This window comes from Sphingomonas sp., assembly GCF_048595155.1.
GTDB lineage: Bacteria > Pseudomonadota > Alphaproteobacteria > Sphingomonadales > Sphingomonadaceae > Sphingomonas_I.
On the sequence record NZ_JBMDXN010000012.1, the window covers coordinates 54,440 to 75,838 of the forward strand.

A 21,399-nucleotide genomic window follows, 5' to 3' on the forward strand; every position below is an offset into this window, starting at 1 on the left:
AGCCAACGCCCAGGACCGCCGGCTGGTGCGCCAACCGGCTTTGCCTAGCCAGATTTGCGCAACGGTGGCGCCCGAACCCGGCGATGCCACGCATGCGCTGCAATCCGCGATCGACGCTTGTCCTGCCGGATCCGCGGTCCGGCTTGCCGCGGCGGAGGGGGCGGCCCGGTTCGTCAGTGGTCCGCTGGTGATGAAGTCCGGGGTCACGCTCTGGCTGGACCGGGATGTGGTGCTGGCGGCATCGGCTGATCCGCGCGCTTACGATAGCGGAACCGGCCGCTGCGGGACGATCGACGATACCGGCAAGGGCTGCCGCCCCTTCCTCCTGTTTCGGCAGACGAAGGGCGGCGGGATCGTCGGGGATGGCGTGATCGATGGCCAGGGCGGCGCGTCGATGCGCGGCGGCACCGAAAGCTGGTGGCAGCTTGCCCGCCGCGCGCAGGTGCAGGGCGGCCACCAGAATGCCCCGCGGCTGATCCAGCTGACAGAGGCCCGCGACATCACTTTCTACCGCGTCACCCTGCGCAACAGTCCCAACTTCCACGTCGCGCTCACGAACGTGCAGGGCGCAACCTTCTGGAGCGTGCGGATCGACGCCCCGGCGAATGCGCGTAACACCGACGGCATCGATCCTGGCGGCTCGCAGGACATCACGATCACGCATAGTTTCATTCGAACCGGCGACGACAATATCGCGATCAAGGCCGGGCGTGGCAGCCGGTCGCGCTATATCTCGGTGCTCCACAGCCATCTTTACTGGGGCCACGGCCTGTCGATCGGCAGCGAGACGATCGGGGGTGTCAGCAACGTCCTCGTGCGGGACATGACGTTGGATGGCACGACATCCGGGCTGCGGATCAAGAGCGACGCCCCCCGCGGCGGCATCGTCCAGCAGGTGCGGTTCGACGATGTCTGTTTGCGCGGCAATCGCGCGCCGATCGATTTCGACACACATTATGATGCGGGTGCGGCGGGTAACGCTATCCCCGTCTACCGCGACATTCTGCTGCACGACGTGAGCGGGGGCGACGGCGATCTGATTGCGCGCGGCCACGATCCCGCGCGTCCGCTGGAGCTGACGCTCGACGATGTGCGCTTCGGCCCGGGCGCGCGCTGGCAGGTAAGCAATGCCAACGTTGCCGTCGGCCCAGGCGGCGTCACGCCTGCTCTTCCTGGCGTGAACGGGCCCGCCACGACGGGCCCTGGCCCAGATTGCACGCGCCGCTGGGTGCCCTTTCCAGACGATCCGGACCGCCCCTCGCCCGACGACGGCGACTGAAGCGCGTGGTGAAGCGCATCGCCTTTGCCGTGCTGCTGCTGTGCCTCACCAACCACGATTGCTTTCGCCAAAGCCCGCCAGAGGACGACCATGACGACTGCATCAGCCCTGTTCCGCAGCCGTCAGTTCAGCCCGCCTCACCCAGCGTGACCGTCGGCTCTTATCGCGGCAACAATCACGTCTTTACCTAGCCATCCCTGCCGCCGCCGCGGATTCAACGAACCGCGGCTGTGCATTGCGAGCGGCAAGGGCGGCAAAGCCTATCTCAGCGCGGGCGTGGCCTCTGAGGCGATTGACCTGCTGCCGGGTCAGCGCTGACCGCCCCTCGCCACTTGTCTTTACGGGCGCTCAACCGGAGACTTTCACGATTTTGCCGCACGCAATCGGCAGCGTGACATGCGATGGAACCGGGCCCAGCGATCCGACCGTGGTTGGGAGAGCGGAGTCGCTCGGTACGCCGTGCACATACAGAACCCGCCGTTCGAGATCGATCGTCTGGTCCTGATAGGTCTGGCCGAACTTCGCCGCGAGTTGGGCCAGCGGGACTGACTTGGTATAATCGAAATTCCCGCGAGCTGACGCATGCGGATAGGTGTGGGTCGGGATCTGCATTTCTTCCGGCCTGTCGTTGAACGGCACCATCGTGGTGCCGGACACGGGTTCGGTTTCCAGCAGATCGATGAAGCCATCCTGGTTCGCGTCCATATCCGGTGTCACGCACGTCGCGTTCCGCGCATCGGCGAAGCCGTGGAAATGCTCCCAATGTTCGATGTTGGCGGGCACGCCGTTCATCTTGATCCGCACTTCAAGTGTGTCGCCGACCACCTTGAGCGTCGCATTTCCCTCGGGCGCGCTGCCGATCTTGCCGGCATTCAGACTGGTGAGATGGACGCGATAGGTTTGCGCCATCGCCGCGCCGGCGATGCCGCTGAAAGTCATGCCTGTTGCGACCAATGTCGCGAGAACCCGTGACGTCATCTTCCTGCCCCTCATTGCTGCGGCAGCGCCGCACGAAACCTCACTCAGGCGATCATAATTATCTATAATGTCATATGTCAAAATATACTTTGGCATAGACTTTATGAGGCATTCGAAGCTGGGGAGTCTGTTGGAGAGGGGGCGTCGGCGCTGCGCTTTACTCGTTCGGGAGGGGCTATTAGTCGTGCCGGATGTCGCACAGCTTCCTTTCGGGCGAGACGGCCGTCGAGATTGCCGACTCGGTCGAGCGCGCCGTGCGCCTCGGATCGGTTCAACCCGGCGATCGGCTACCCAGCGTCCGCGACGCCGGCATCTTACTCGGCGTTAGCCGCAACACTGTCGCCTCCGCTTATGCCCGCCTGCGCGACGCCGGCATCCTGATCGGCGGGCCAGGCCGGGGCGGCATGCGCATCGCCAGGATTCACCCGTTCGAAGGGCGTGCGCTGGAATTGCCGAGCGGTGCCTGCGACCTGGCATCGGGCAATATCGATGCCAGCTTTCTACCCCCCTTGGCGCACGTGCTGGACCAGGTCGATCTGCGGTCCAGCGGTTATGATGCGGAGGCCGATGATCCGGCTTTGGTGGCACTGGTGCGGGAGCGGCTTGGATATGAAGGGCTGGATACGCGGCACATGTGCTTCGTGTCGGGTGCGCTGGATGCGATCGAGCGGGCCATGCGCGCGCAGCTTCGGCCCGGCGCCGCCATATTGGTGGAAGATCCCGGCTTTCCCCCACTCTTCGATCTGCTGAGATCGCTCGGCGCACGGTTGAAGCCGATGCCGATGGACGAGGAAGGCCCTGCGCCCGACGCGGTATCGGCGCTGTTGCGCAGTGGCGCGGCCGCAGTGGTGCTAACGCCGCGAGCCCAGAATCCGACCGGGGCCGACATCAGTCCCGCTCGCGCCCAGTTGCTCTCCCGGATTTTCGCGGACTATCCCGATGTGCTGATCGTACTCGACGATCATTGGGGGCCTTTGTCGGAAAATAGCCTGGCGCTGCTTCCACCCCGGCATGGTCGCTGGCTGTTCGTGCGATCCGTCTCCAAATTTCTCGGCCCCGATTATCGGCTGGCGATCGCGCTTGGCGACGAGGTAACGATCGACCGGATTAGCCGCCAGCACGCCTTGGGCCCGCGCTGGGTCAGCCGCTTGATCCAGCGCATGGCGCGCACACTGTGGGCATCGCCCGAGACCGACCGGCTGATGGAGGCGGCGCGCGCTGCCTATCGGGAACGACGCGCAGCATTTCTAGGCGCCCTGGACGAGCATGGTATCGCGGCACAAGGGCGTTCAGGGGTACATATCTGGGTTCCCGTGCGTCGGGAGAGCGACGTCACGCAAGCGATGCTGGGCTTGGGCTGGGCGGTGCAGCCGGGCGAACCATTCCGGATCGAAAGCCCGCCCGCGATCCGGATCGGCATGGCGAACCTGACCGCAGCGTCGGCGCGATCCGCGGCACATGATCTTGCGCGCTGCCTCGCAGGACCGCGGCGCTTCCTTAGCTAATTCCGGAACGATCGCGTCAACGTCCGCTAGCCGGGCGGGAACTGCCGTATATCACCTTTACAATGTCATGTGTCATTTTAATTAATGTTGCGATCAATATCGAAGATCGATCTAATGGCCTCACCTGAAACCGGGAGGGGTATGTGAACAAGCTGACGACTGCCTTCGGCGCGCCTGTTGCCGACGATAACAATATCATCACGGCCGGGCCGCGCGGGCCGGCGCTGCTGCAGGACATCTGGTTCCTGGAGAAGATGGCGCATTTCGATCGCGAAGTGATCCCGGAGCGACGCATGCATGCGAAAGGGGCCGGAGCGTTCGGCCGCTTCACCGTCACGCACGACATCACCCGCTTCACCAAGGCCCGGATCTTCTCGGAGATCGGCAAGCAGACCGAGATGTTCGTGCGCTTTTCCAGCGTGGCGGGTGAGCGCGGCGCGGCCGACGCCGAGCGCGACATTCGCGGCTTCGCAATGAAATTCTACACGGAAGAAGGCAATTGGGACCTGGTCGGCAACAACACGCCGGTCTTCTTCATTCGCGATCCGTTGAAGTTCCCGGATCTCAATCATGCCGTGAAGCGCGATCCACATACCGGCCTGCGCAGCGCGGAGAATAATTGGGATTATTGGACCTTGCTGCCGGAGGCGCTGCACCAGATCACGATCGTGATGAGCGAGCGCGGCATCCCGCAATCATGGCGCCATATGCATGGCTTCGGCAGCCACACGTTCAGCTTCATCAACGCCGCGGACGAACGATTTTGGGTCAAATTCCACCTGCGCACACAGCAGGGTATCGCCAATCTGACCGATGCCGAGGCGCAGCAGACGATCGGCACCGATCGCGAAAGCCACCAGCGCGACCTGTTCACCAGCATCGAAGCGGGTGACTATCCCAAGTGGACGATGTTCGTGCAGATCATGACGGAGGACCAGGCAGCCCAGTCTCCCTTCAATCCGTTCGACCTCACCAAGATCTGGCCGAAGGGCGATTATCCGCTGATCGAGGTCGGCGAGTTCGAGCTGAACCGGAATCCGGAAAACTTCTTCCAGGATGTCGAGCAGGCCGCGTTCGCACCGTCCAACATCGTGCCCGGTCTCGGTTTCTCGCCCGACAAGATGCTGCAGGGCCGCTTATTTTCGTATGGCGACACCCAGCGCTATCGGCTGGGCGTCAACCATGCGCAGATCCCAGTAAACGCGCCGCGCTGCCCCGTGCATATCTATCACCGCGACGGCGCCATGCGCGTGGACGGCAATGGCGGGCGTAGCGTCCATTATGCGCCCAACAGTAAAGGCGTGCTGCAAGACCAACCCACTCTCGCCGAGCCGCCGCTCCGCGTCGATGGCGCAGCGGCGCACTGGGATCATCGTCAGGACGAGGATTATTTCAGTCAGCCGGGCAATCTGTTCCGCCTGATGACCCCTGCGCAAAAACAGGCCCTGTTCGACAATACCGCCCGCGCGATCCACGGCGCCGCCGACGCCATCATCGCGCGTCACGTCGCCCACTGCATGCGCGCAGACCCGGCGTACGGCGCCGGCGTCGCCGATGCGGTGGCACGGCTGCACATGGCTAAGGCAGTGCCTGACGGAGTTACCGACCAGGCAGCCTGACCATTGTTGCGACCGCCGGCAGGCGCCGGCGGTCGTTCCACATGCATGGAGAGAGCGGCGCCTGTCAGGCGGCCATTTCGGGCAGAACCGGCGAGGTTTCGGCCTGACGGATCGGTGCCCATGCCAGATCGCCGGTGTAGCGCCATGCCATCCGGCCCATCTCGTCCAGCGCGAAGAGAGAGAGCCACCGATTGTCGAACAGGGCGCGGACGCCAGGGTGGCGTTCCAGGACCGCCGTCATCGCCTCCCGTGGCGCCTCGATGCAGACCGACAGCCTCAGCGGCTCGTGCACCAAGCGTTCGCCGTCATGGACAGATTGCCAGGGCAAGCCGGCGCGCAGAGTACCGCCATTGCCCTCCACGACGCCGATGCCGCCAACGACATTGTGCAGCAGCTTGTTGCCGCCGCCGAACACCGCCGGCGCCACCGTCGATCCATAATATTGCAGGCTGATCCAGCTTGCCACCACCACGGGCGCGGTCAGGATCAGTTCCAGGACGCCGAACTCCTTGTCCCCCTTCCAGTCATAGTCGTGCAGGAAAGCACGGCCTTCGAGGTTCCGTCCTGCCGTCCGCGAGCGTGGCGCCGCGATAAAGGCCTTGCAGCCTGCCAGCGCCCATTCCGGCCGCACCTCTGCCCAGTCGCGGCTGCGCTTGACGAGGCTGCTCTCACCGGTCCCCCGTGGTAGCCGCAATGCCCGTTCACCCCGAGCGATCTTGCCGGCTGCGGCGAGCCAGATCCGGGCTTCGTCCAGCGCCGTCCCGTGCGCAGAGGACACGCAGTCGTCGGAGTAGAGCGTAACCGCGTCGGTTGTCGTGTCGTGCAGAGCGGCAACGAACAGTGTATCGGCCGGTATGGCGATGCCTTTCCGATCGAGGCTGCAGCGAACCTTCGGATCGTTCAGCAAAGCGGCAAGCAGGCGCGCATTGACCTCACCCGAATATCCCCCACAGGCGCCGCACTGGAGACCGCTGGCATGGGGGTTGTTGACGACGTTAGCGCCGTGGCCTGCCAGGATCACCAGCTTCGCGAAATTCGCCGTCAACGACATGGCGCGTAGCACCGTCTCCGCTGCCGCCATCCGGGTTTCAAGATCCAGCGCAGGATCGGGCCGAGGCGCGGGATCGTTCGGCGCCGGCTTGGCGCGCAGCCCCAATGCGTCGATCACCAGCTTTCCGGTGTAGATCGGTCCGGTCGCCTCGACGAACGCAAAGGATGACACGGCGGCCAGCTTGAACCGGCCCCAGGCCCGCCTCGCCCGCGCCTTCAAGCGAGCATCCTGATCCGCACCGGCATCGTTCGCGCCGCCCGAGCAGGTCGTCAGGCCCGGGTTCAGCAGCACGGGCAAGCGGTGTTCGCTCACGTCGGAGGCAAAGCGGCGATGCGACGCCCTTAGACCAAAGAAACCCGCGAACCCCAAGGTCTGGATCGCCGGGTTCACCGACTCGAGCGCGCGCCGGAATATTTCCGACCGGACATCGATACAGAAAGCAGCCTGCAAGGCGGGCCGGCTTACGATCTCCGCGCCGCCCGGCACCGCAAGGGTGTCGGCGAGCTTGCGCTGCGCCGCCCGTTCCGATGCCTCCTGCAGGATGGTGTCGACGACATCGTCGGACGTTGCCGCAACCGGCAAGGCGTGGGTGGCGACGACGGCTGCCCAGCGTGCGCCGATGTCCTTTTCGTACCGATCGAACAAAGCCGCTTCCCAAACCAGGCGGATCGCCAAGAAGTCGGACACCGTGGCGTCGGTGCCGCCGGCAAGTTCCGCTTGCCACAGCCGGTAGCGGGCATATTGCGCCCAGCCGCCCAGCGTCATGAGCATCTGGTGAAAATAGGTCGGCGCGGCCGTAGCCGACACGCCGATCCGTTGTGCGACGCTCACCACCGCATCCACTGGGGCTTCCGGAGATTGCGAGACATGGGTCGCAAAGCCGGCAAGACCAGCGATCTCGGGCGTCAAATCGTGCGTCGCAACTGCGCGCCAGGCGGCGTAGGCCCCTCTTCCGCAGGGGGCAGCCCAGAGCGCTTGCCCCGCATCAATGTAGCCCGCCGCCCATGCACCAAAACGCTGGGCGATCAGGCCGGGCCAATCGATCCCGGAGACGTCTGCGGCAAGGTCTGCAATCGTCGGCAAGGCGATGGCGTCGGGCCTTGCCACCTGCGCCGCTGCCTTCAGTGCGCCGAGATCTGCCGGGCGGAGCGCAAGCGGTGCGGCTGCCAGAGCGTCCGAAAGATCGGCATCCTCGATATCCCCATCGGCGATCCGGTCGCGATACCAGGCGCGCGGCATGGTCACCGAAGTTCCCGCCACCCTGGCCAATCTGGCCGCAACCGTGGCGAGATCCTGATCGGCCTGGCCAAGGAACGGGTTGACCGCGACGCTGGAGGCCAGCGGCCACGCGGGCGGGATGGCCCGAACGGCATGATCGACGGCGAGATCAAGCGTGAGCACGTCTTGCTCGCAGGAAGGATGTGAATGCGCCATGAGTCTGTCTCCGCAAAAGTCAGGAGGCGTCGCGCAGCCGCCAGCCGCCGAGCAGCCGATCGAACACCGCGTTCGCATAAAAGCCGTTGGAAAGGTGCACGCGCAGTCCGGCTGCGGCGGGGTGGTAGGCCCACAGCGGGAACATCGCCTGGACCACCGCGACGAGCCCGAAACTGGCGACCGCGAGGACGATCAGCGCCCATTGCAAGGGACCTGGTGCCGGGGCCGCGGGCAGGATGCCAGACGTCAGCCACACCGCGAAAACTTGAAGCGCGAAATAGCTGACCGACGTGGCCACGGCATAGACAATGGTGCGCCGGGTTAAGGCCCATGGTGCAGCGTCGGCGAGGCCCTGTGCCAGCATATAGGCGACCCCGAAGATCAGGATTCCACCCAGGGCGATGGCCTGTGGCGACTTGTGGTGGAACCCGAAACCGACCCCAACCACGACATAGATGGCGAGCGCCAGGAGAAAGGCACGCCCGACAGCCCCCGCCTTGGGCACAGCGACAGGCCCGGGGCGGCGATTGGCGGCGACCAGATCAACAGCGCCACCCGAGGCCAGGAAGGAATGGGCCTTGTAGAGCGAGTGGGCGACAATGTGCAGCAAGGCGAGCGGGAACAGCGCCAACCCACATTCCAGGATCATGAAGCCCATTTGGGCGACCGTCGACCAGGCAAGCGATGTTTTCACCGCAGGCTGGGTCAGCATCACCAAGCCCGCGAATAGGGCCGTGAACCCGCCGATCAAGACCAAGGCGGCCAATATACCGGGCGCGAGCAACATGACGTCGGCGAAGCGGACCAGCAGGAAGCCGCCGGCATTGATGACGCCGGCATGGAGCAGCGCCGAGACCGGTGTGGGGGCCTCCATCACTTCGGTGAGCCAGCCGTGCGTAGGAAACTGAGCCGATTTCAGCAGCGCGGCGATCGCCAGAAATCCCGCCGCGGCCACCGCGAGCCCCCCGCCCATCCCGGCGCGTGCTGCGCTCAGGATCGGGGCGATCTCCGTCGTGCCATAGGCCGACGTCAGCAAGACCGCCGCTATGATCAGCGCTACATCGCCGATCCGGGCGGTCACGAACTTCTTGGCCGCAGCCCGCTTCGCCGCGATCCGATCCGGATAAAATAGCAGCAGCCGATGCAGGAACAAGCTCGTCGCGATCCAGGCCGCGACCAGCTGTTCGAGATTCCCGGAGATCACCAGCAAGAGCACGGCCGCCAGCGTCAACGACAGCCAGCCGGTAAACGCCCCCTGGCGTGGCTCCCCATCGAGATACGTCGCCGTATAGCGCACCACGACCCAGCCTATGAACGAAACCAACAGCAGCATCACGGCGCTGATGGCGTCGAGGCGGATCGAGACGCCGATCCCCCGCATACCGATCACAATGCCGTCCGACGCTCCGTGTGCGAACAGCAGAGCCGTGGAAGCGCCGGCAATCGCGAGCGCAAGCAGGGCCAAGGCCTCAGCGACGCGGCCGGCAATGCGGGGTCGGCGGCCAGGATCTAAAAAGGCGATGGCTGCACTCAGCAGCAGGGCCAAGGGGGCGGCAAATGGCAGAATATCTATCGTCAAAGGTCTTCCCCAACGCGTGATGCGGAACGGGAAGGCCAGTAGTTGCCAGCCAGATATCATAAAAGTTCATTGTTTGATACGTTTCGTTCTGTTTTAAAGAACGATATGAAGAGCCTGAATTTCAACCATCTGCGGTATTTCTGGGCGGTTGCGCATGAAGGCAGCCTCACCCGGGCGGCCGAGCGGTTGAACCTGTCGCAATCTGCGCTGTCGGTGCAGATTCAGAAACTGGAATATCAGATGGGGCACGCGCTGTTCGACCGCGTGGGCAAGCGGCTGGTGCTCACCGAAGCCGGACAGATCACGCTCGATTATGCCGACACCGTTTTTCAGGCCGGCGACGAATTGATGAGCACGCTCGATGGGCGCCCTCTGGCGAACCGCCAGGTTTTACGGGTTGGCGCGCTGACGACCCTGTCCCGCAATTTTCAGCTTGAGTTTCTGAACCCCCTGGTCGGCCGCGCCGACGTCGAGTTGATCGTGCGCTCCGGCACCATCCGCGACCTGCTGGCCCAGCTGGAGGCTCACGCGATCGACGTTATACTTTCCAACAGCGCCGCTCCGAGAGACGCCCGCGCGCCCTTCCGCAACCACCTGTTGAACGAACAGCCGGTCAGCCTTGTGGGACGCCCAAGGTCGGAGGAGATGCCCTTCCGCTTCCCGGACGATCTGCGCAGCGAGCCGGTGCTGCTCCCCAGCTTGGAGAGCGATATCCGTATAGGCTTCGATCGGCTGCTGGACCTGGCAGGCATCCGCCCGATCATCCTGGCGGAGGTCGACGACATGGCGATGCTGCGTCTCTTGGCGCGGGAGCGAGATGGTGTGACGCTGGTCCCACCCATTGTCGTACGCGACGAACTGGAATCCGGCGCACTCGTGGAGCGGTGCCGCATCCCGCAGCTCACCGAGAGCTTTTACGCCATCACCTTGAACCGCCGTTTCCCCAACCAGCTGCTTCACGAGCTACTGCCCAAGGCGGGCGTCCAGCATGATCCGATCAGCTGATCGTCGGCTGGGCCGCGGCTATTCCCACTCAATCGTGCCGGGCGGCTTGGACGTATAGTCGTACACCACGCGGTTGATGCCCTGCACTTCGTTGACGATGCGGGTCGCGACACGCGCCAGGAAGGCCGAGTCGAAGGGATATATGTCGGCCGTCATGCCGTCCGTCGAGGTAACAGCCCGAAGTGCGCACACGCTGTCATAGGTGCGGTGATCGCCCATCACGCCGACGGTCCGCACCGGCAGTAGCACCGCGAACGCCTGCCAGATCGCATCGTAGAGGCCGGCTCGACGAATCTCGTCGAGATAGATAGCGTCAGCCTTGCGCAGGATGTCGCAACGCTCCTTCGTCACTTCTCCCGGGATGCGGATGGCGAGGCCGGGGCCAGGGAAGGGATGGCGGCCGACGAACGCCGCCGGCAAGCCCAGCTCTTGGCCGAGCACCCGGACTTCGTCCTTGAACAATTCGCGCAACGGCTCGACCAATTGCATCTTCATGCGCTCGGGCAAGCCGCCGACATTATGGTGGCTCTTGATCGTGACCGAGGGGCCGCCAGTGAAACTGACGCTCTCGATCACGTCGGGATAGAGTGTGCCCTGCGCCAGGAAATCCGCGCCGCCGATCTTGCTCGCCTCGGCATCGAAGATGTCGATGAAGGTCTTGCCGATGAACTTGCGCTTGGCCTCCGGATCGGTGAGCCCGGCCAATCCCGCCAGCATCGTCTCGCTCGCATCCACGTGGACCAGCGGGATGTGATAATGTTCGCGGAACAGGCTAACGACCTGCTCGGCCTCACCCAGCCGCATCAGCCCGTGATCGACGAACACGCAGGTAAGCTGATCGCCGATCGCCTCATGGATCAGCACGGCCGCGACCGCGCTGTCGACTCCGCCGGACAGTCCGCAAATCACGCGCTTGTCACCGACCTGGGCGCGGATATCGGCGATCTTGGCTGCCCGGAATTCCGCCATCGTCCAATCGCCGGCCAGACCGCAAACATGGCGTGCAAAATTGGCGATCAGCTTGCCACCATCGGGCGTGTGCACCACTTCCGGGTGGAACATCATCGAATAGAAGCGTCGCGCCTCGTCGGTCGCGATCGCATAAGGCGCGCCCGGCGACTGCGCCACGACCGAGAACCCGTCGGGCAGCGCTTCGACGCGATCGCCATGGCTCATCCAGACCTGATGGCTCTCGCCGATCTTCCACAGGCCATCGAACAGCGCGGATTCGGCGACGATGTCGATGAAGGCGCGGCCGAATTCCCGATTGTCGGACGGCGCCACACGGCCGCCCAACTGGTGCGCCATGGTCTGCTGGCCATAGCAGATGGCCAAGATCGGCAGACCGCGATCGAACAAATGCTGAGGCGCGCGCGGGCTATTGTCCCACATCACGGAGGATGGGCCGCCGGAAAAGATGATGCCTTTTGGCTGGAGCCGTTCGAACGCGGCGTCGGCAGCGTTGAAGGGGGCGATCTCGCTATACACGCCGGCCTCGCGCACCCGCCGGGCAATCAGCTGGGTTACCTGGCTACCGAAGTCGACGATCAGGATGCAATCAGTGGGGGCGGCGCTCATGGGCGGCGGATAAGGAGGGCCGCAAAACTTGTCCAGCCAAGACGCGTCCGACGCTGCATAGGCAATGAAAAAGGCCCCGGTGCGATCACCGGGGCCTTCTCGATTGCAGCGATATTCGCGCCGATCAGGCGGCTTCGGCCTCGTCGTCGAGCACCGGTCCCGAATCCTGGCCCTTGGCGGAAACGTCACGGTCAACGAATTCGATCACGGCCATGGCTGCGGCGTCCGATGCGCGGATGCCGGCCTTGATCACGCGGGTATAACCGCCATTGCGGTCCGCATAGCGCGCCGCGATCACGTCAAACAGCTTCACCAGCTGCGTATCGTCGAGCAGACGCGCGTGGGCGAGACGACGGTTGGAGAGACCGCCCTTCTTCGCCAGCGTAACCAGCTTCTCGACATAGGGGCGAAGCTCCTTCGCCTTGGCGAGCGTGGTGGTGATCTGCTCGTGCTTGATCAGAGCCGCCGCCTGATTGCGGAACAGGGCGGTACGGTGGGACGAGGTACGCTGCAGCTTACGGCCGCCGACACGATGACGCATTATCTTCTTCCTTCAGTTCGTCAGGGCGCCGTTTGAGGTACGCCCAGCCTGGCGGTGAAGTGGGCCACCGCCCTTAGCCCTCCGATGATAAGAGGGGGCACCGCGGCACCCCCGCCCAATCAGAATTCCTGTTCGAGCTTCTTGGCCATTTCCTCGATATTCTCCGGCGGCCAGCCGGGGATTTCCATCCCCAGGCGCAGCCCCATCGAAGCGAGGACTTCCTTGATCTCGTTCAACGACTTGCGGCCGAAATTCGGCGTGCGCAGCATCTCCGCTTCGGTCTTCTGAACCAGATCGCCGATGTAGATGATGTTGTCGTTCTTGAGGCAATTGGCGGAACGGACCGACAATTCCAGCTCGTCGACCTTCTTGAGAAGGAAGCGGTTGAGCTGGTTCGAATTGGCTTCCGGCTCGGCAACGCCGCCACCGATCGGTGCCATAGCCGCAGACGACTGCGACGGCGCGGAAACGGCCATACCCTCGTCGAAATGCACGAACAGCTGAAGCTGGTCCTGCAGGATGCGCGCCGAATAAGCGATCGCATCGTCCGGCGTCACGGTGCCGTCGGTCTCGATCGTCAGCGTGAGCTTGTCATAGTCAAGTTCCTGGCCGACGCGGGTATTTTCAACCTTGTACGCGACCTGGCGAACCGGCGAATATAGAGCATCGACCGGGATGACGCCGATCGGCGCATCGGCCGGGCGATTGGCGGCTGCGGGAACATAGCCCTTACCCGACTGAGCGGTGAGCTCCATGTTGAGCGTCGCGCCGTCGTCCAGATGGCAGATCACCAGATCCGGGTTCATCACTTCGATATCGCCGCTGGTGACGATGTCACCCGCGGTTACCTCTGCCGGGCCCGTGGCCGACAGCTGCAGGCGCTTGGAGCCTTCGCCCTGCATGCGCAGCGCGATCTGCTTCACGTTCAGAACGATGTCGGTGACATCTTCCCGGACGCCGGCGAGCGACGAAAATTCATGCAGCACATTCTCGATCTTGATCGAGGTCACCGCCGCGCCCTGCAGCGACGACAGCAAGACGCGCCGCAGCGCATTGCCGAGCGTCAGACCAAAGCCCCGCTCAAGCGGCTCGGCAACGAAGGTCGCCTTCCGCTTCGTGTCGCCGCCGACTTTCTTGTCGAGCGCGACGGGCTTCTTCAGTTCCTGCCAGTTCTTGGCATTGATCGCCATCATGGTCCCCTCGGGGCTGAGGCCGCGGCGCGTCCGCTGCGGCCGGTATCGAAAACAGAACGGAGCTGGACGGAGCCCCGGGAAACAAATGTTAGACGCGACGCCGCTTGGACGGACGGACACCGTTGTGCGGGATCGACGTCACGTCGCGGATCGACGTGATGTGGAAGCCCACGGCCTGGAGCGCACGCAGCGCGCTCTCACGACCCGAACCCGGCCCCTTGACCTCGACCTCGAGGGTGCGGACACCATGCTCGGCAGCCTTCTTGCCGGCGTCTTCGGCGGCAACCTGGGCGGCGTAGGGCGTCGACTTACGCGAGCCCTTGAAGCCCATCATGCCGGCCGACGACCAGGAGATGGCATTGCCCTGTGCATCCGTGATCGTGATCATGGTGTTGTTGAAGCTGGCGTTCACATGCGCGACGCCAGAGGTGATGTTCTTACGCTCGCGCCGCTTAATGCGCTGAGGTTCGCGTGCCATTTTCCTATATCCCTATTCTGCAAGGACCGGGAGCCGGACGAGCCGGCTCGACCAGGTGATTACTTCTTCTTGCCGGCGATCGGCTTGGCCTTGCCCTTACGGGTGCGCGCATTGGTGTGCGTGCGCTGGCCGCGAACCGGAAGGCCCTTGCGATGACGCAAGCCGCGATAGCAGGCCAGATCCATCAGCCGCTTGATGTTCACCGCTACCTGACGGCGCAGATCGCCTTCGACCTGATAGCCCGCGTCGATCGTTTCACGGATCTGCAGGACTTCCTGGTCGGACAGATCCTGAACACGACGAGCCGGATCGATTCCGAGCTTGGCGGTGATTTCCTTGGCTTTGGCCGGGCCGATGCCGTGGATATAGGTAAGCGCGATCTCTACGCGCTTGTTGGTCGGGATATTAACACCCGCAATACGTGCCATATTCTTGCTTCTCCTGCTCCACAGGGCGGTTGGCCGCCGCCCCATCTCGTCGCTTAAGTCCCCAAACAGCGAAAAAACGGCGCGCGCATCTGCGCCGCCGGAAACCGGGTTCGTGGGATAGATGACCGATACGGAGAGTCGCTGGGAGAGTCAAGCACCGCCGCGCGGCCCCGCTCCCTTCCACCGCTCAGGCCGAAACCGGCACATCCTGCACGATCGCATCGATCGCAGCCCCCACTGAGGCAATATCCCCCATGCCATCGACACGGCTGACGATGCCCTTCGCCTCATAGTAAGGCAGGATCGGCGCCGTGTCCGCACGATAGACGGCAAGCCGCGCACGCACCGTCTCGGCATTGTCGTCGGGCCGGCGTTTGAATTCGGTCGAGGCACAGATATCGCACACACCCGCGACCTTCGGCAGCTTGAATGTGTCGTGATACCCTTCGTTGCAGCGCGCGCAGGTGAACCGGCCCGCGATCCGCGTCACCAACGCATCTTCATCGACCGTCAGCTCGATCACGTGATTGAGCTTCATGCCGCGATCCGCCAGCAACGCGTCCAGCGCGACCGCCTGCGCCTGCGTACGCGGATAGCCGTCGAAAATGAAGCCCGGTGCGTGGGCATGCTTGTCGAGCTGCTCGGAGATGAGCGAGGTCACGATCTCGTCCGGCACCAACTGACCGGCCTTCATGATCGCGTCGGCCTTGCGGCCGACTTCGGTGCCATCCTTGACCGCCTGGCGCAGCATGTCGCCGGTCGAGAGCTGCACCAGCCCGAAGCGCGAAACCAGATGCTGCGCCTGCGTTCCCTTCCCCGCCCCCGGGGGGCCCAGCAGGATCAGCAACTTCATCGACGCACGCCCCCCTTGAGACGAGCCTTCTTGATAAGGTCGCCATATTGATGCGCCAGCAAGTGGCTCTGGATCTGCGTCACCGTATCAATCGTGACGTTGACCACAATCAGCAGGCTGGTGCCGCCGAAACCGACCAGATGCCGCGGAATGAACATTTCCGGCAGCACGCAGATGGCGGTGAGGTAAATGGCGCCGATCACGGTGATGCGCGTCAGCACATAATCCAGATAGGTCTCGGTAGTCTTGCCTGGACGAATGCCGGGGATGAAGCCGCCGTGGCGCTTCAGATTGTCGGCGGTCTCCTCGGGATTGAACACGACCGCCGTGTAAAAGAACGAGAAGAAGATGATCCCCGCTGCATAGAGCAGGAAGTACATCGGTGTATCCTGGCCGATCCACTGGTTGAGCGAGATCACGAAATCGCCCCAGCGGCTTTCGCCGTTCAGATGCTTGCCGGCGAACTGCGTGATCGTCAGCGGCAGGGCGAGCAGCGACGAGGCGAAGATCGGCGGGATCACGTTGGCCGTGTTGATCTTCAGCGGCAGGTGGCTCTTGTCCGCCTGCATCATGCCGCGTTGCGTCTGGCGCTTGGGATATTGGATGAGCACGCGCCGTTGCGCACGCTCCATGAAGCAGATGATCAGAATGAGGCCGATCACCAGCGCAAAGCCACCCAGCACCATGAACGGCGAGCTGGCGCCGGTGCGCATCGCTTCGAACGAGCTGGCGACCGTGGTCGGCAGGCTGGCTACGATGCCCGCCATGATGATGAGGCTGACTCCGTTGCCGATGCCGCGCGTGGTGATCTGCTCACCCAGCCACATCAGGAACATCGTGCCGCCTACCAGCGTGATCACTGTCGTCAGCCGGAACAGCATCGGATCCACCACGACTGCCACCTGGCCGGCGCTATTGCCCCAGGCTTCCAGGCCGACCGCAATGAAATAGCCCTGGATCGCAGTCAGCAGCACCGTGCCGTAGCGGGTATATTGGTTGAGCTTCTTGCGCCCGCTCTCGCCTTCCTTCTTGATGGCGGCAAGCTTGGGGCTGAGCGAGGTCGACAGCTGCACCACGATTGAGGCGGTGATGTAGGGCATCACGCCCAACGCGACGATCGACATGCGCGTCAGCGCGCCGCCGGTGAAGGTGTTGAAAAAGTCCATCACGCCGCCCTTCGTCGTGTTGAAGAGCGACTCCAGCACGCGCGGGTCGATGCCCGGCAGCGGTACGTAGGAGAGCAGACGGAACACGATCAACGCGCCGAGGGTGAACCACAAGCGACGCTTGAGGTCGGTCGCCTTGGAGAATTGCGACAGGCTGGCGTTGGAGGCCAGTTGCTCGGCTGCGGATGCCATCAGACTTTATCGAACCCCGGGAAAAACGAGCGGCAAAAACAAAAGAGCGGCGGGGCAGTGTCCCCGCCTCCGCCGCTCCATATAGTGGCTGATCCGTGCTTGTCTAAGCCGGTGTCGAATTAGCCGCGTGCGGCCTTCTTGGCAGCAAGGGTCTGGCCCTTCTTGGCCTGCGCCTTTTCAGCCGCGGGCACCACCTCGATCACCGAAACCGAGCCGCCGGCCTTCTCGATCGCTTCGCGCGCCGAAGCGGACACGCCGGCAACGTTGAAGGTCAGCTTGGACGAGAATTCGCCCTTGCCGAGAATGCGGACGCCGTCCTTGCCGCCCCGGCCGACACCTGCTGCCTTGAGCGCGGCATGGTCGATCGTGCTGCCGGCGTCGAGCTTGCCGGCCTGAACCAGCTTCTCGATCTGGCCGAGATTTACTTCGGCATAATCCTTGGCGAAAAGATTGTTGAAGCCGCGCTTCGGGATCCGCATGTGGAGCGGCATCTGGCCGCCCTCGAATCCGTTGATCGAGACGCCTTCGCGGCTCTTCTGACCCTTCTGGCCACGGCCAGCGGTCTTGCCCTTGCCCGAACCGATGCCGCGTCCGACGCGCATCCGGCCCTTGCGAGCGCCTTCATTGTCCTTGATTTCGTTGAGCTTCATCGTCTGCACTCGCTTTCGCTTTTGTCGCGCCCGATGAGGTGGAGGGGTTTAACCCTCCACCTTCACCATATGCTGTACTTTGCGGATCATGCCGCGAACCTCGGGGGTATCCTCGAGCTCGCTGGTCTTATGCATCTTATTGAGGCCAAGACCAATCAGCGTCGCACGCTGCGTAGCGACACGGCGGATCGGCGATCCAGTCTGGGTAATCTTGATGGTCGCCATCTATCTTACTCCACCACAGCCGCAGCGTCGGCTTCGGCAACCTCGACCGAGGAACCACCGCGACGCAGCAGCTCGGCGATCTTCTTGCCGCGGCGCTGTGCGACCGAGCGCGGGCTCGTCTGCTCGCCGAGCGCCTCGAAGGTCGCACGAATCATGTTGTACGGGTTGCTGGTGCCGACCGACTTGGTCACCACGTCATGCACGCCCAAGCTCTCGAAGACGGCGCGCATCGGGCCGCCAGCGATGATGCCGGTACCGGCAGGCGCCGTGCGGACATAGACGCGGCCGGCGCCGAAATGGCCCATGCCGTCATGATGCAGCGTGCGGCCATCCTTCAGCGGAACGCGGATCATCGCCTTCTTGGCCGCCGCGGTCGCCTTGGAGATGGCTTCCGGCACTTCGCGTGCCTTGCCATGCCCGAAACCGACCCGACCGGAGCCGTCGCCGACCACGACCAGCGCCGCGAAGCCGAAGCGCTTGCCGCCCTTCACCGTCTTCGACACGCGGTTGATGTGCACCAGCTTCTCGACCAGCTCTTCGCCGCCCTCGTCGCGATTATTGTCGCGACGGTTACGGTCGTTGCGGCCACGGCCACCACCACTGCGATTGTCGTTGCCACCACGGCCACGACCGCCACGCGGACCACGGCCCTCGCGAGGAGCGCCTTCGGTTGCCGCGGGGGCGTCGGCCACGGGGGCCTCGTTCTGAACTTCGTCAGCCATTTAGAACTCCAATCCGCCTTCGCGGGCGGCATCGGCGAGCGCCTTGACGCGCCCGTGGAACAGGAAGCCGCCGCGATCGAACACGACGGTCGTCACACCGGCTGCCTTGGCACGCTCGGCAACACGCTTACCGACCGACTGCGCGGCATCGATGTTGGCGCCGGACGTGGCACGCACGTCCTTTTCCAGCGTCGAAGCGGCTGCGACGGTGGTACCCGCCGCATCGTCGATGATCTGCGCATAGATATGCTTGCCGGAGCGGTGCACCGACAAACGCGGGCGCTGACCGCCACGTGCCTTCAGCGCAGTGCGCACGCGGCGACGGCGCCGCTCGAACAGAGAAAGACCCTTGGCCATTACTTCTTAGTCCCTTCCTTGCGGAAGATGAACTCGCCGGCATATTTGATGCCCTTGCCCTTGTAGGGCTCAGGCTTGCGCCAACGGCGGATCTCCGCGGCCACCTGGCCGACCTTCTGCTTGTCGATGCCGGAAATGTTGACCGTGGTCTGGTCCGGCGTCGCGATCGTAATCCCTTCCGGGATCGCGAAATCGACATCGTGGCTGTAACCCAGCTGCAGCTTCAGGTTCTTGCCCTGAACGTTCGCGCGATAGCCGACGCCGGTGATCTGGAGCTGCTTGGTATAGCCCTCCGTCACGCCGGTGATCAGGTTCGCGATCCGCGTGCGCTGCATGCCCCAGAAGGAGCGGGCCCGCTTCGTGTCGTTCGCCGGCGTCACCGTCACGCCACCATCGCTGATGTCGTACGTGACGTCGTCGAGCAGGTCGAGCGTGAGCGTGCCCTTGGCGCCCTTCACGGTCAAAGTCTTGCCTTCGATCTGCGCGGTCACGCCGGCAGGTACGGGAACCGGCTTTTTACCGATGCGGCTCATCAGAATACCTCCGCGAGCACTTCGCCGCCGACATTCTGGTCCCGCGCCTCAGCGTCGGACAGAACGCCGCGAGGCGTCGAAACGATGGTCATGCCCAGGCCATTGCGGACCCGCGGCAAATCCTTGGAACCCGAATAAACGCGACGGCCCGGCTTCGAGATACGCGCAACATGCTGGATCGCAGGCTGGCCCTCGAAATATTTGAGCTCGATGCGCAGGCCGGGATGCTCGCCAAGCTGCTCTTCCGAGTAGCCACGGATATAGCCTTCGCGCTGCAGCACATCGAGCACGCGGGCGCGCAGCTTCGAGGCCGGAGACAAAACGCTATCCTTGCGGGCACGCTGGCCGTTGCGGATGCGGGTGAGCAGATCGCCCAGGGGATCAGTGATCGACATATATCAGACCCTTACCAGCTCGACTTGACCACGCCCGGGATCATCCCGCGCGTTGCCAGGTGACGCAGCATGACGCGCGCCAGGCCGAACTTACGATAGACAGCACGCGGGCGGCCGGTGATCGCGCAGCGATTGCGCACGCGCGTCGGATTTCCGTTCGCGGGGATCTCGGCCATCTTCAGGCGTGCTTCCCAGCGCTCCTGAAAGTCCTTGGACTCATCGTCCGCAATCGCCCGCAGACGGGCATATTTGCCCGCATACTTCTTAACGAGCTTCTTGCGACGCTCATTCTTGTTAATCGAACTCAGTTTCGCCATCGACTTAAGTCCTTGAACCTCCCCCGGACACGGCCGGAGGACGGGATAAATTTACGCGGCCTTCTTCTCTTCAACAGGCTGCGGGAACGGGAAACCGAACAGGCGGAGAAGCTCACGCGCCTCCTCGTCGGTCTTGGCGGATGTCGCGACGATCACGTCCATGCCGCGGATCTGCTCGACCTGGTCGTAGCTGATTTCCGGGAAGATCAGCTGCTCCTTCAGGCCGGTCGCATAATTGCCACGGCCGTCGAACGACTTGTCGCTCAGGCCGCGGAAGTCGCGAACGCGCGGCAGGGCGATCGTGACGAAGCGGTCAAGGAACTCGTACATCCGCTCGCGGCGGAGCGTCACCTTGCAACCGATCGGCATGCCTTCACGCAGCTTGAACTGCGCGATCGACTTCTTGGCCTTGGTCACGACGGCCTTCTGGCCCGCGATCTGGGTCATCTCGCCCGCGGCCTTCTCGACCTTCTTCTTGTCCTGGGTGGCTTCGCCAACGCCCATGTTCAGCACGATCTTCTCGAGCTTGGGCACTTCCATGACATTCTTGTAGCCGAACTTCTCGGTCATCGCCTTGACGATGCTGTCTTCATACAGCTTCTTCAGGCGGGGCTTGTTGGCTGCATCAGCCATCGATCTTCTCCCCGGTCTTGACGGCGACGCGGACTTTCTTGCCGTCCTGGGTTTCGAAGCGAACGCGCGTCGGCTTGCCGTCCTTGGTCGCAAGCGCAACCTTGGAAATGTGCATCGGCGCTTCGCGACGTTCCAGGCCACCCTGCGGGTTCGCCTGCGTCGGCTTGCGATGACGGGTCGCGATGTTCACGCCCGATACGACGACCTTGCCGTCCTTCGGCATGGCCTTGGTGACGTCACCCGTCTTGCCCTTGTCCTTGCCGGACAGGACGACGACGCGGTCACCCTTCTTGATCCTTGCAGCAGACATCAGAGCACCTCGGGCGCGAGCGAAATGATCTTCATGTGACCAGCAGCGCGCAGCTCACGCACGACCGGGCCGAAGATACGGGTGCCGATCGGCTCCCCGTTATTCTTGTTGATGAGTACGGCGGCATTGCCGTCGAAGCGGATGGTCGAGCCGTCGGCGCGGTTGATGTCCTTGGCCGTGCGCACGATCACCGCACGGTGAACGTCGCCCTTCTTGACCTTGGCGCGCGGCGCAGCTTCCTTGATCGAGACGACGATCACGTCGCCGACCGAAGCGAAACGACGCTTGGAGCCGCCCAGCACCTTGATGCACTGGACGCGCTTCGCACCGGAATTGTCAGCTACGTCCAGGTTGGACTGCATCTGAATCATTGTGTCA

General features: G+C 63.7%; 25 protein-coding genes. 5 read left to right on the forward strand and 20 right to left on the reverse strand.

Features of this window, described 5'->3' with window-relative positions; translation table 11 throughout:
- Positions 1–64 precede the first annotated feature (64 nt).
- Together ACOJSI_RS02600 and ACOJSI_RS02605 are read left to right on the forward strand one after the other, a co-directional pair.
- Entirely contained in the window at positions 65–1,279 is a 1,215-nt protein-coding gene (locus ACOJSI_RS02600; protein ID WP_420136701.1) for a glycoside hydrolase family 28 protein, read from the forward strand.
- A gap of 8 nt (positions 1,280–1,287) precedes the next feature.
- Positions 1,288–1,470 carry a hypothetical protein gene (locus ACOJSI_RS02605; RefSeq protein WP_420136702.1) on the forward strand — a complete coding sequence of 61 codons (183 nt, stop codon included), beginning with the start codon at positions 1,288–1,290 and terminating at the stop codon, positions 1,468–1,470.
- Between the two features lie 157 nt (positions 1,471–1,627).
- On the opposite strand, the gene ACOJSI_RS02610 is transcribed toward ACOJSI_RS02605, so the two are convergent.
- Positions 1,628–2,257 carry a hypothetical protein gene (locus ACOJSI_RS02610; protein WP_420136703.1) on the reverse strand — a complete coding sequence of 210 codons (630 nt, stop codon included), beginning with the start codon at positions 2,255–2,257 and terminating at the stop codon, positions 1,628–1,630.
- A gap of 191 nt (positions 2,258–2,448) precedes the next feature.
- On the opposite strand from ACOJSI_RS02610, the gene ACOJSI_RS02615 reads away from it, so the two are divergent.
- Positions 2,449–3,762, forward strand: coding sequence for an aminotransferase class I/II-fold pyridoxal phosphate-dependent enzyme (locus ACOJSI_RS02615; protein ID WP_420136704.1), 1,314 nt, complete (start codon positions 2,449–2,451; stop codon positions 3,760–3,762).
- Positions 3,763–3,905: 143 nt separating this feature from the next.
- A complete protein-coding gene (locus tag ACOJSI_RS02620) occupies positions 3,906–5,381 on the forward strand; it encodes a catalase (RefSeq protein ID WP_420136705.1) in 1,476 nt (491 codons plus the stop codon).
- A 64-nt stretch (positions 5,382–5,445) separates the two neighbouring features.
- Here the strand turns inward: ACOJSI_RS02620 and ACOJSI_RS02625 are convergent, their stop codons facing one another.
- Both ACOJSI_RS02625 and ACOJSI_RS02630 read right to left on the reverse strand, forming a co-directional pair.
- Positions 5,446–7,866 (reverse strand): YbcC family protein, encoded by a 2,421-nt coding sequence (locus ACOJSI_RS02625; RefSeq protein WP_420136706.1) that lies wholly within the window; start codon positions 7,864–7,866, stop codon positions 5,446–5,448.
- 19 nt (positions 7,867–7,885) lie between these two features.
- A complete protein-coding gene (locus tag ACOJSI_RS02630; protein WP_420136707.1) occupies positions 7,886–9,445 on the reverse strand; it encodes a proton-conducting transporter membrane subunit in 1,560 nt (519 codons plus the stop codon).
- Positions 9,446–9,550: 105 nt separating this feature from the next.
- Between ACOJSI_RS02630 and ACOJSI_RS02635 the strand changes: the two genes are divergently transcribed.
- Positions 9,551–10,450 carry a LysR family transcriptional regulator gene (locus tag ACOJSI_RS02635; RefSeq protein ID WP_420136708.1) on the forward strand — a complete coding sequence of 300 codons (900 nt, stop codon included), beginning with the start codon at positions 9,551–9,553 and terminating at the stop codon, positions 10,448–10,450.
- A gap of 18 nt (positions 10,451–10,468) precedes the next feature.
- On the opposite strand, the gene guaA is transcribed toward ACOJSI_RS02635, so the two are convergent.
- The 17 genes from guaA to rplN form a co-directional block, all read right to left on the reverse strand.
- Positions 10,469–12,028, reverse strand: a complete 1,560-nt coding sequence (gene guaA / locus ACOJSI_RS02640; RefSeq protein WP_420136709.1) for a glutamine-hydrolyzing GMP synthase — start codon at positions 12,026–12,028, stop codon at positions 10,469–10,471.
- Between the two features lie 124 nt (positions 12,029–12,152).
- Positions 12,153–12,569: a 50S ribosomal protein L17 gene (gene rplQ / locus ACOJSI_RS02645; protein WP_420136710.1), complete on the reverse strand. Its 417-nt coding sequence runs from the start codon at positions 12,567–12,569 to the stop codon at positions 12,153–12,155.
- A 119-nt stretch (positions 12,570–12,688) separates the two neighbouring features.
- Entirely contained in the window at positions 12,689–13,759 is a 1,071-nt protein-coding gene (locus ACOJSI_RS02650; RefSeq protein ID WP_420136745.1) for a DNA-directed RNA polymerase subunit alpha, read from the reverse strand.
- 91 nt (positions 13,760–13,850) lie between these two features.
- Positions 13,851–14,240, reverse strand: a complete 390-nt coding sequence (gene rpsK / locus ACOJSI_RS02655; protein ID WP_303546323.1) for a 30S ribosomal protein S11 — start codon at positions 14,238–14,240, stop codon at positions 13,851–13,853.
- 59 nt (positions 14,241–14,299) lie between these two features.
- Positions 14,300–14,668: a 30S ribosomal protein S13 gene (gene rpsM, locus ACOJSI_RS02660; protein WP_420136711.1), complete on the reverse strand. Its 369-nt coding sequence runs from the start codon at positions 14,666–14,668 to the stop codon at positions 14,300–14,302.
- A gap of 187 nt (positions 14,669–14,855) precedes the next feature.
- Entirely contained in the window at positions 14,856–15,521 is a 666-nt protein-coding gene (locus tag ACOJSI_RS02665; protein ID WP_420136712.1) for an adenylate kinase, read from the reverse strand.
- The gene (secY, locus tag ACOJSI_RS02670; protein WP_420136713.1) at positions 15,518–16,879 is read right to left on the reverse strand and encodes a preprotein translocase subunit SecY; all 1,362 of its coding nucleotides are present in this window, start codon (positions 16,877–16,879) and stop codon (positions 15,518–15,520) included. The genes ACOJSI_RS02665 and secY overlap by 4 nt, the downstream gene beginning before the upstream one ends.
- Positions 16,880–16,998: 119 nt before the next feature.
- Entirely contained in the window at positions 16,999–17,529 is a 531-nt protein-coding gene (gene rplO, locus ACOJSI_RS02675) for a 50S ribosomal protein L15 (protein WP_420136714.1), read from the reverse strand.
- A 48-nt stretch (positions 17,530–17,577) separates the two neighbouring features.
- Positions 17,578–17,754: a 50S ribosomal protein L30 gene (gene rpmD / locus ACOJSI_RS02680; RefSeq protein ID WP_420136715.1), complete on the reverse strand. Its 177-nt coding sequence runs from the start codon at positions 17,752–17,754 to the stop codon at positions 17,578–17,580.
- Between the two features lie 5 nt (positions 17,755–17,759).
- A complete protein-coding gene (gene rpsE, locus ACOJSI_RS02685) occupies positions 17,760–18,476 on the reverse strand; it encodes a 30S ribosomal protein S5 (RefSeq protein WP_420136716.1) in 717 nt (238 codons plus the stop codon).
- Complete coding sequence (gene rplR, locus ACOJSI_RS02690; RefSeq protein WP_420136717.1) at positions 18,477–18,833, reverse strand: 50S ribosomal protein L18; 357 nt, start codon at positions 18,831–18,833, stop codon at positions 18,477–18,479. It lies immediately after the preceding gene.
- Entirely contained in the window at positions 18,833–19,366 is a 534-nt protein-coding gene (gene rplF, locus ACOJSI_RS02695; protein WP_420136718.1) for a 50S ribosomal protein L6, read from the reverse strand. Before rplF ends, rplR begins: the two co-directional genes overlap by 1 nt.
- Entirely contained in the window at positions 19,366–19,761 is a 396-nt protein-coding gene (gene rpsH / locus ACOJSI_RS02700) for a 30S ribosomal protein S8 (protein ID WP_420136719.1), read from the reverse strand. Before rpsH ends, rplF begins: the two co-directional genes overlap by 1 nt.
- Positions 19,762–19,772: 11 nt before the next feature.
- Entirely contained in the window at positions 19,773–20,078 is a 306-nt protein-coding gene (rpsN, locus tag ACOJSI_RS02705; RefSeq protein ID WP_116091446.1) for a 30S ribosomal protein S14, read from the reverse strand.
- Positions 20,079–20,129: 51 nt separating this feature from the next.
- Entirely contained in the window at positions 20,130–20,711 is a 582-nt protein-coding gene (gene rplE, locus ACOJSI_RS02710) for a 50S ribosomal protein L5 (protein ID WP_420136720.1), read from the reverse strand.
- Positions 20,704–21,021, reverse strand: a complete 318-nt coding sequence (gene rplX / locus ACOJSI_RS02715) for a 50S ribosomal protein L24 (protein ID WP_420136721.1) — start codon at positions 21,019–21,021, stop codon at positions 20,704–20,706. Before rplX ends, rplE begins: the two co-directional genes overlap by 8 nt.
- Positions 21,021–21,392, reverse strand: a complete 372-nt coding sequence (gene rplN, locus ACOJSI_RS02720) for a 50S ribosomal protein L14 (protein ID WP_116091443.1) — start codon at positions 21,390–21,392, stop codon at positions 21,021–21,023. The genes rplX and rplN overlap by 1 nt, the downstream gene beginning before the upstream one ends.
- Positions 21,393–21,399 lie beyond the last annotated feature (7 nt).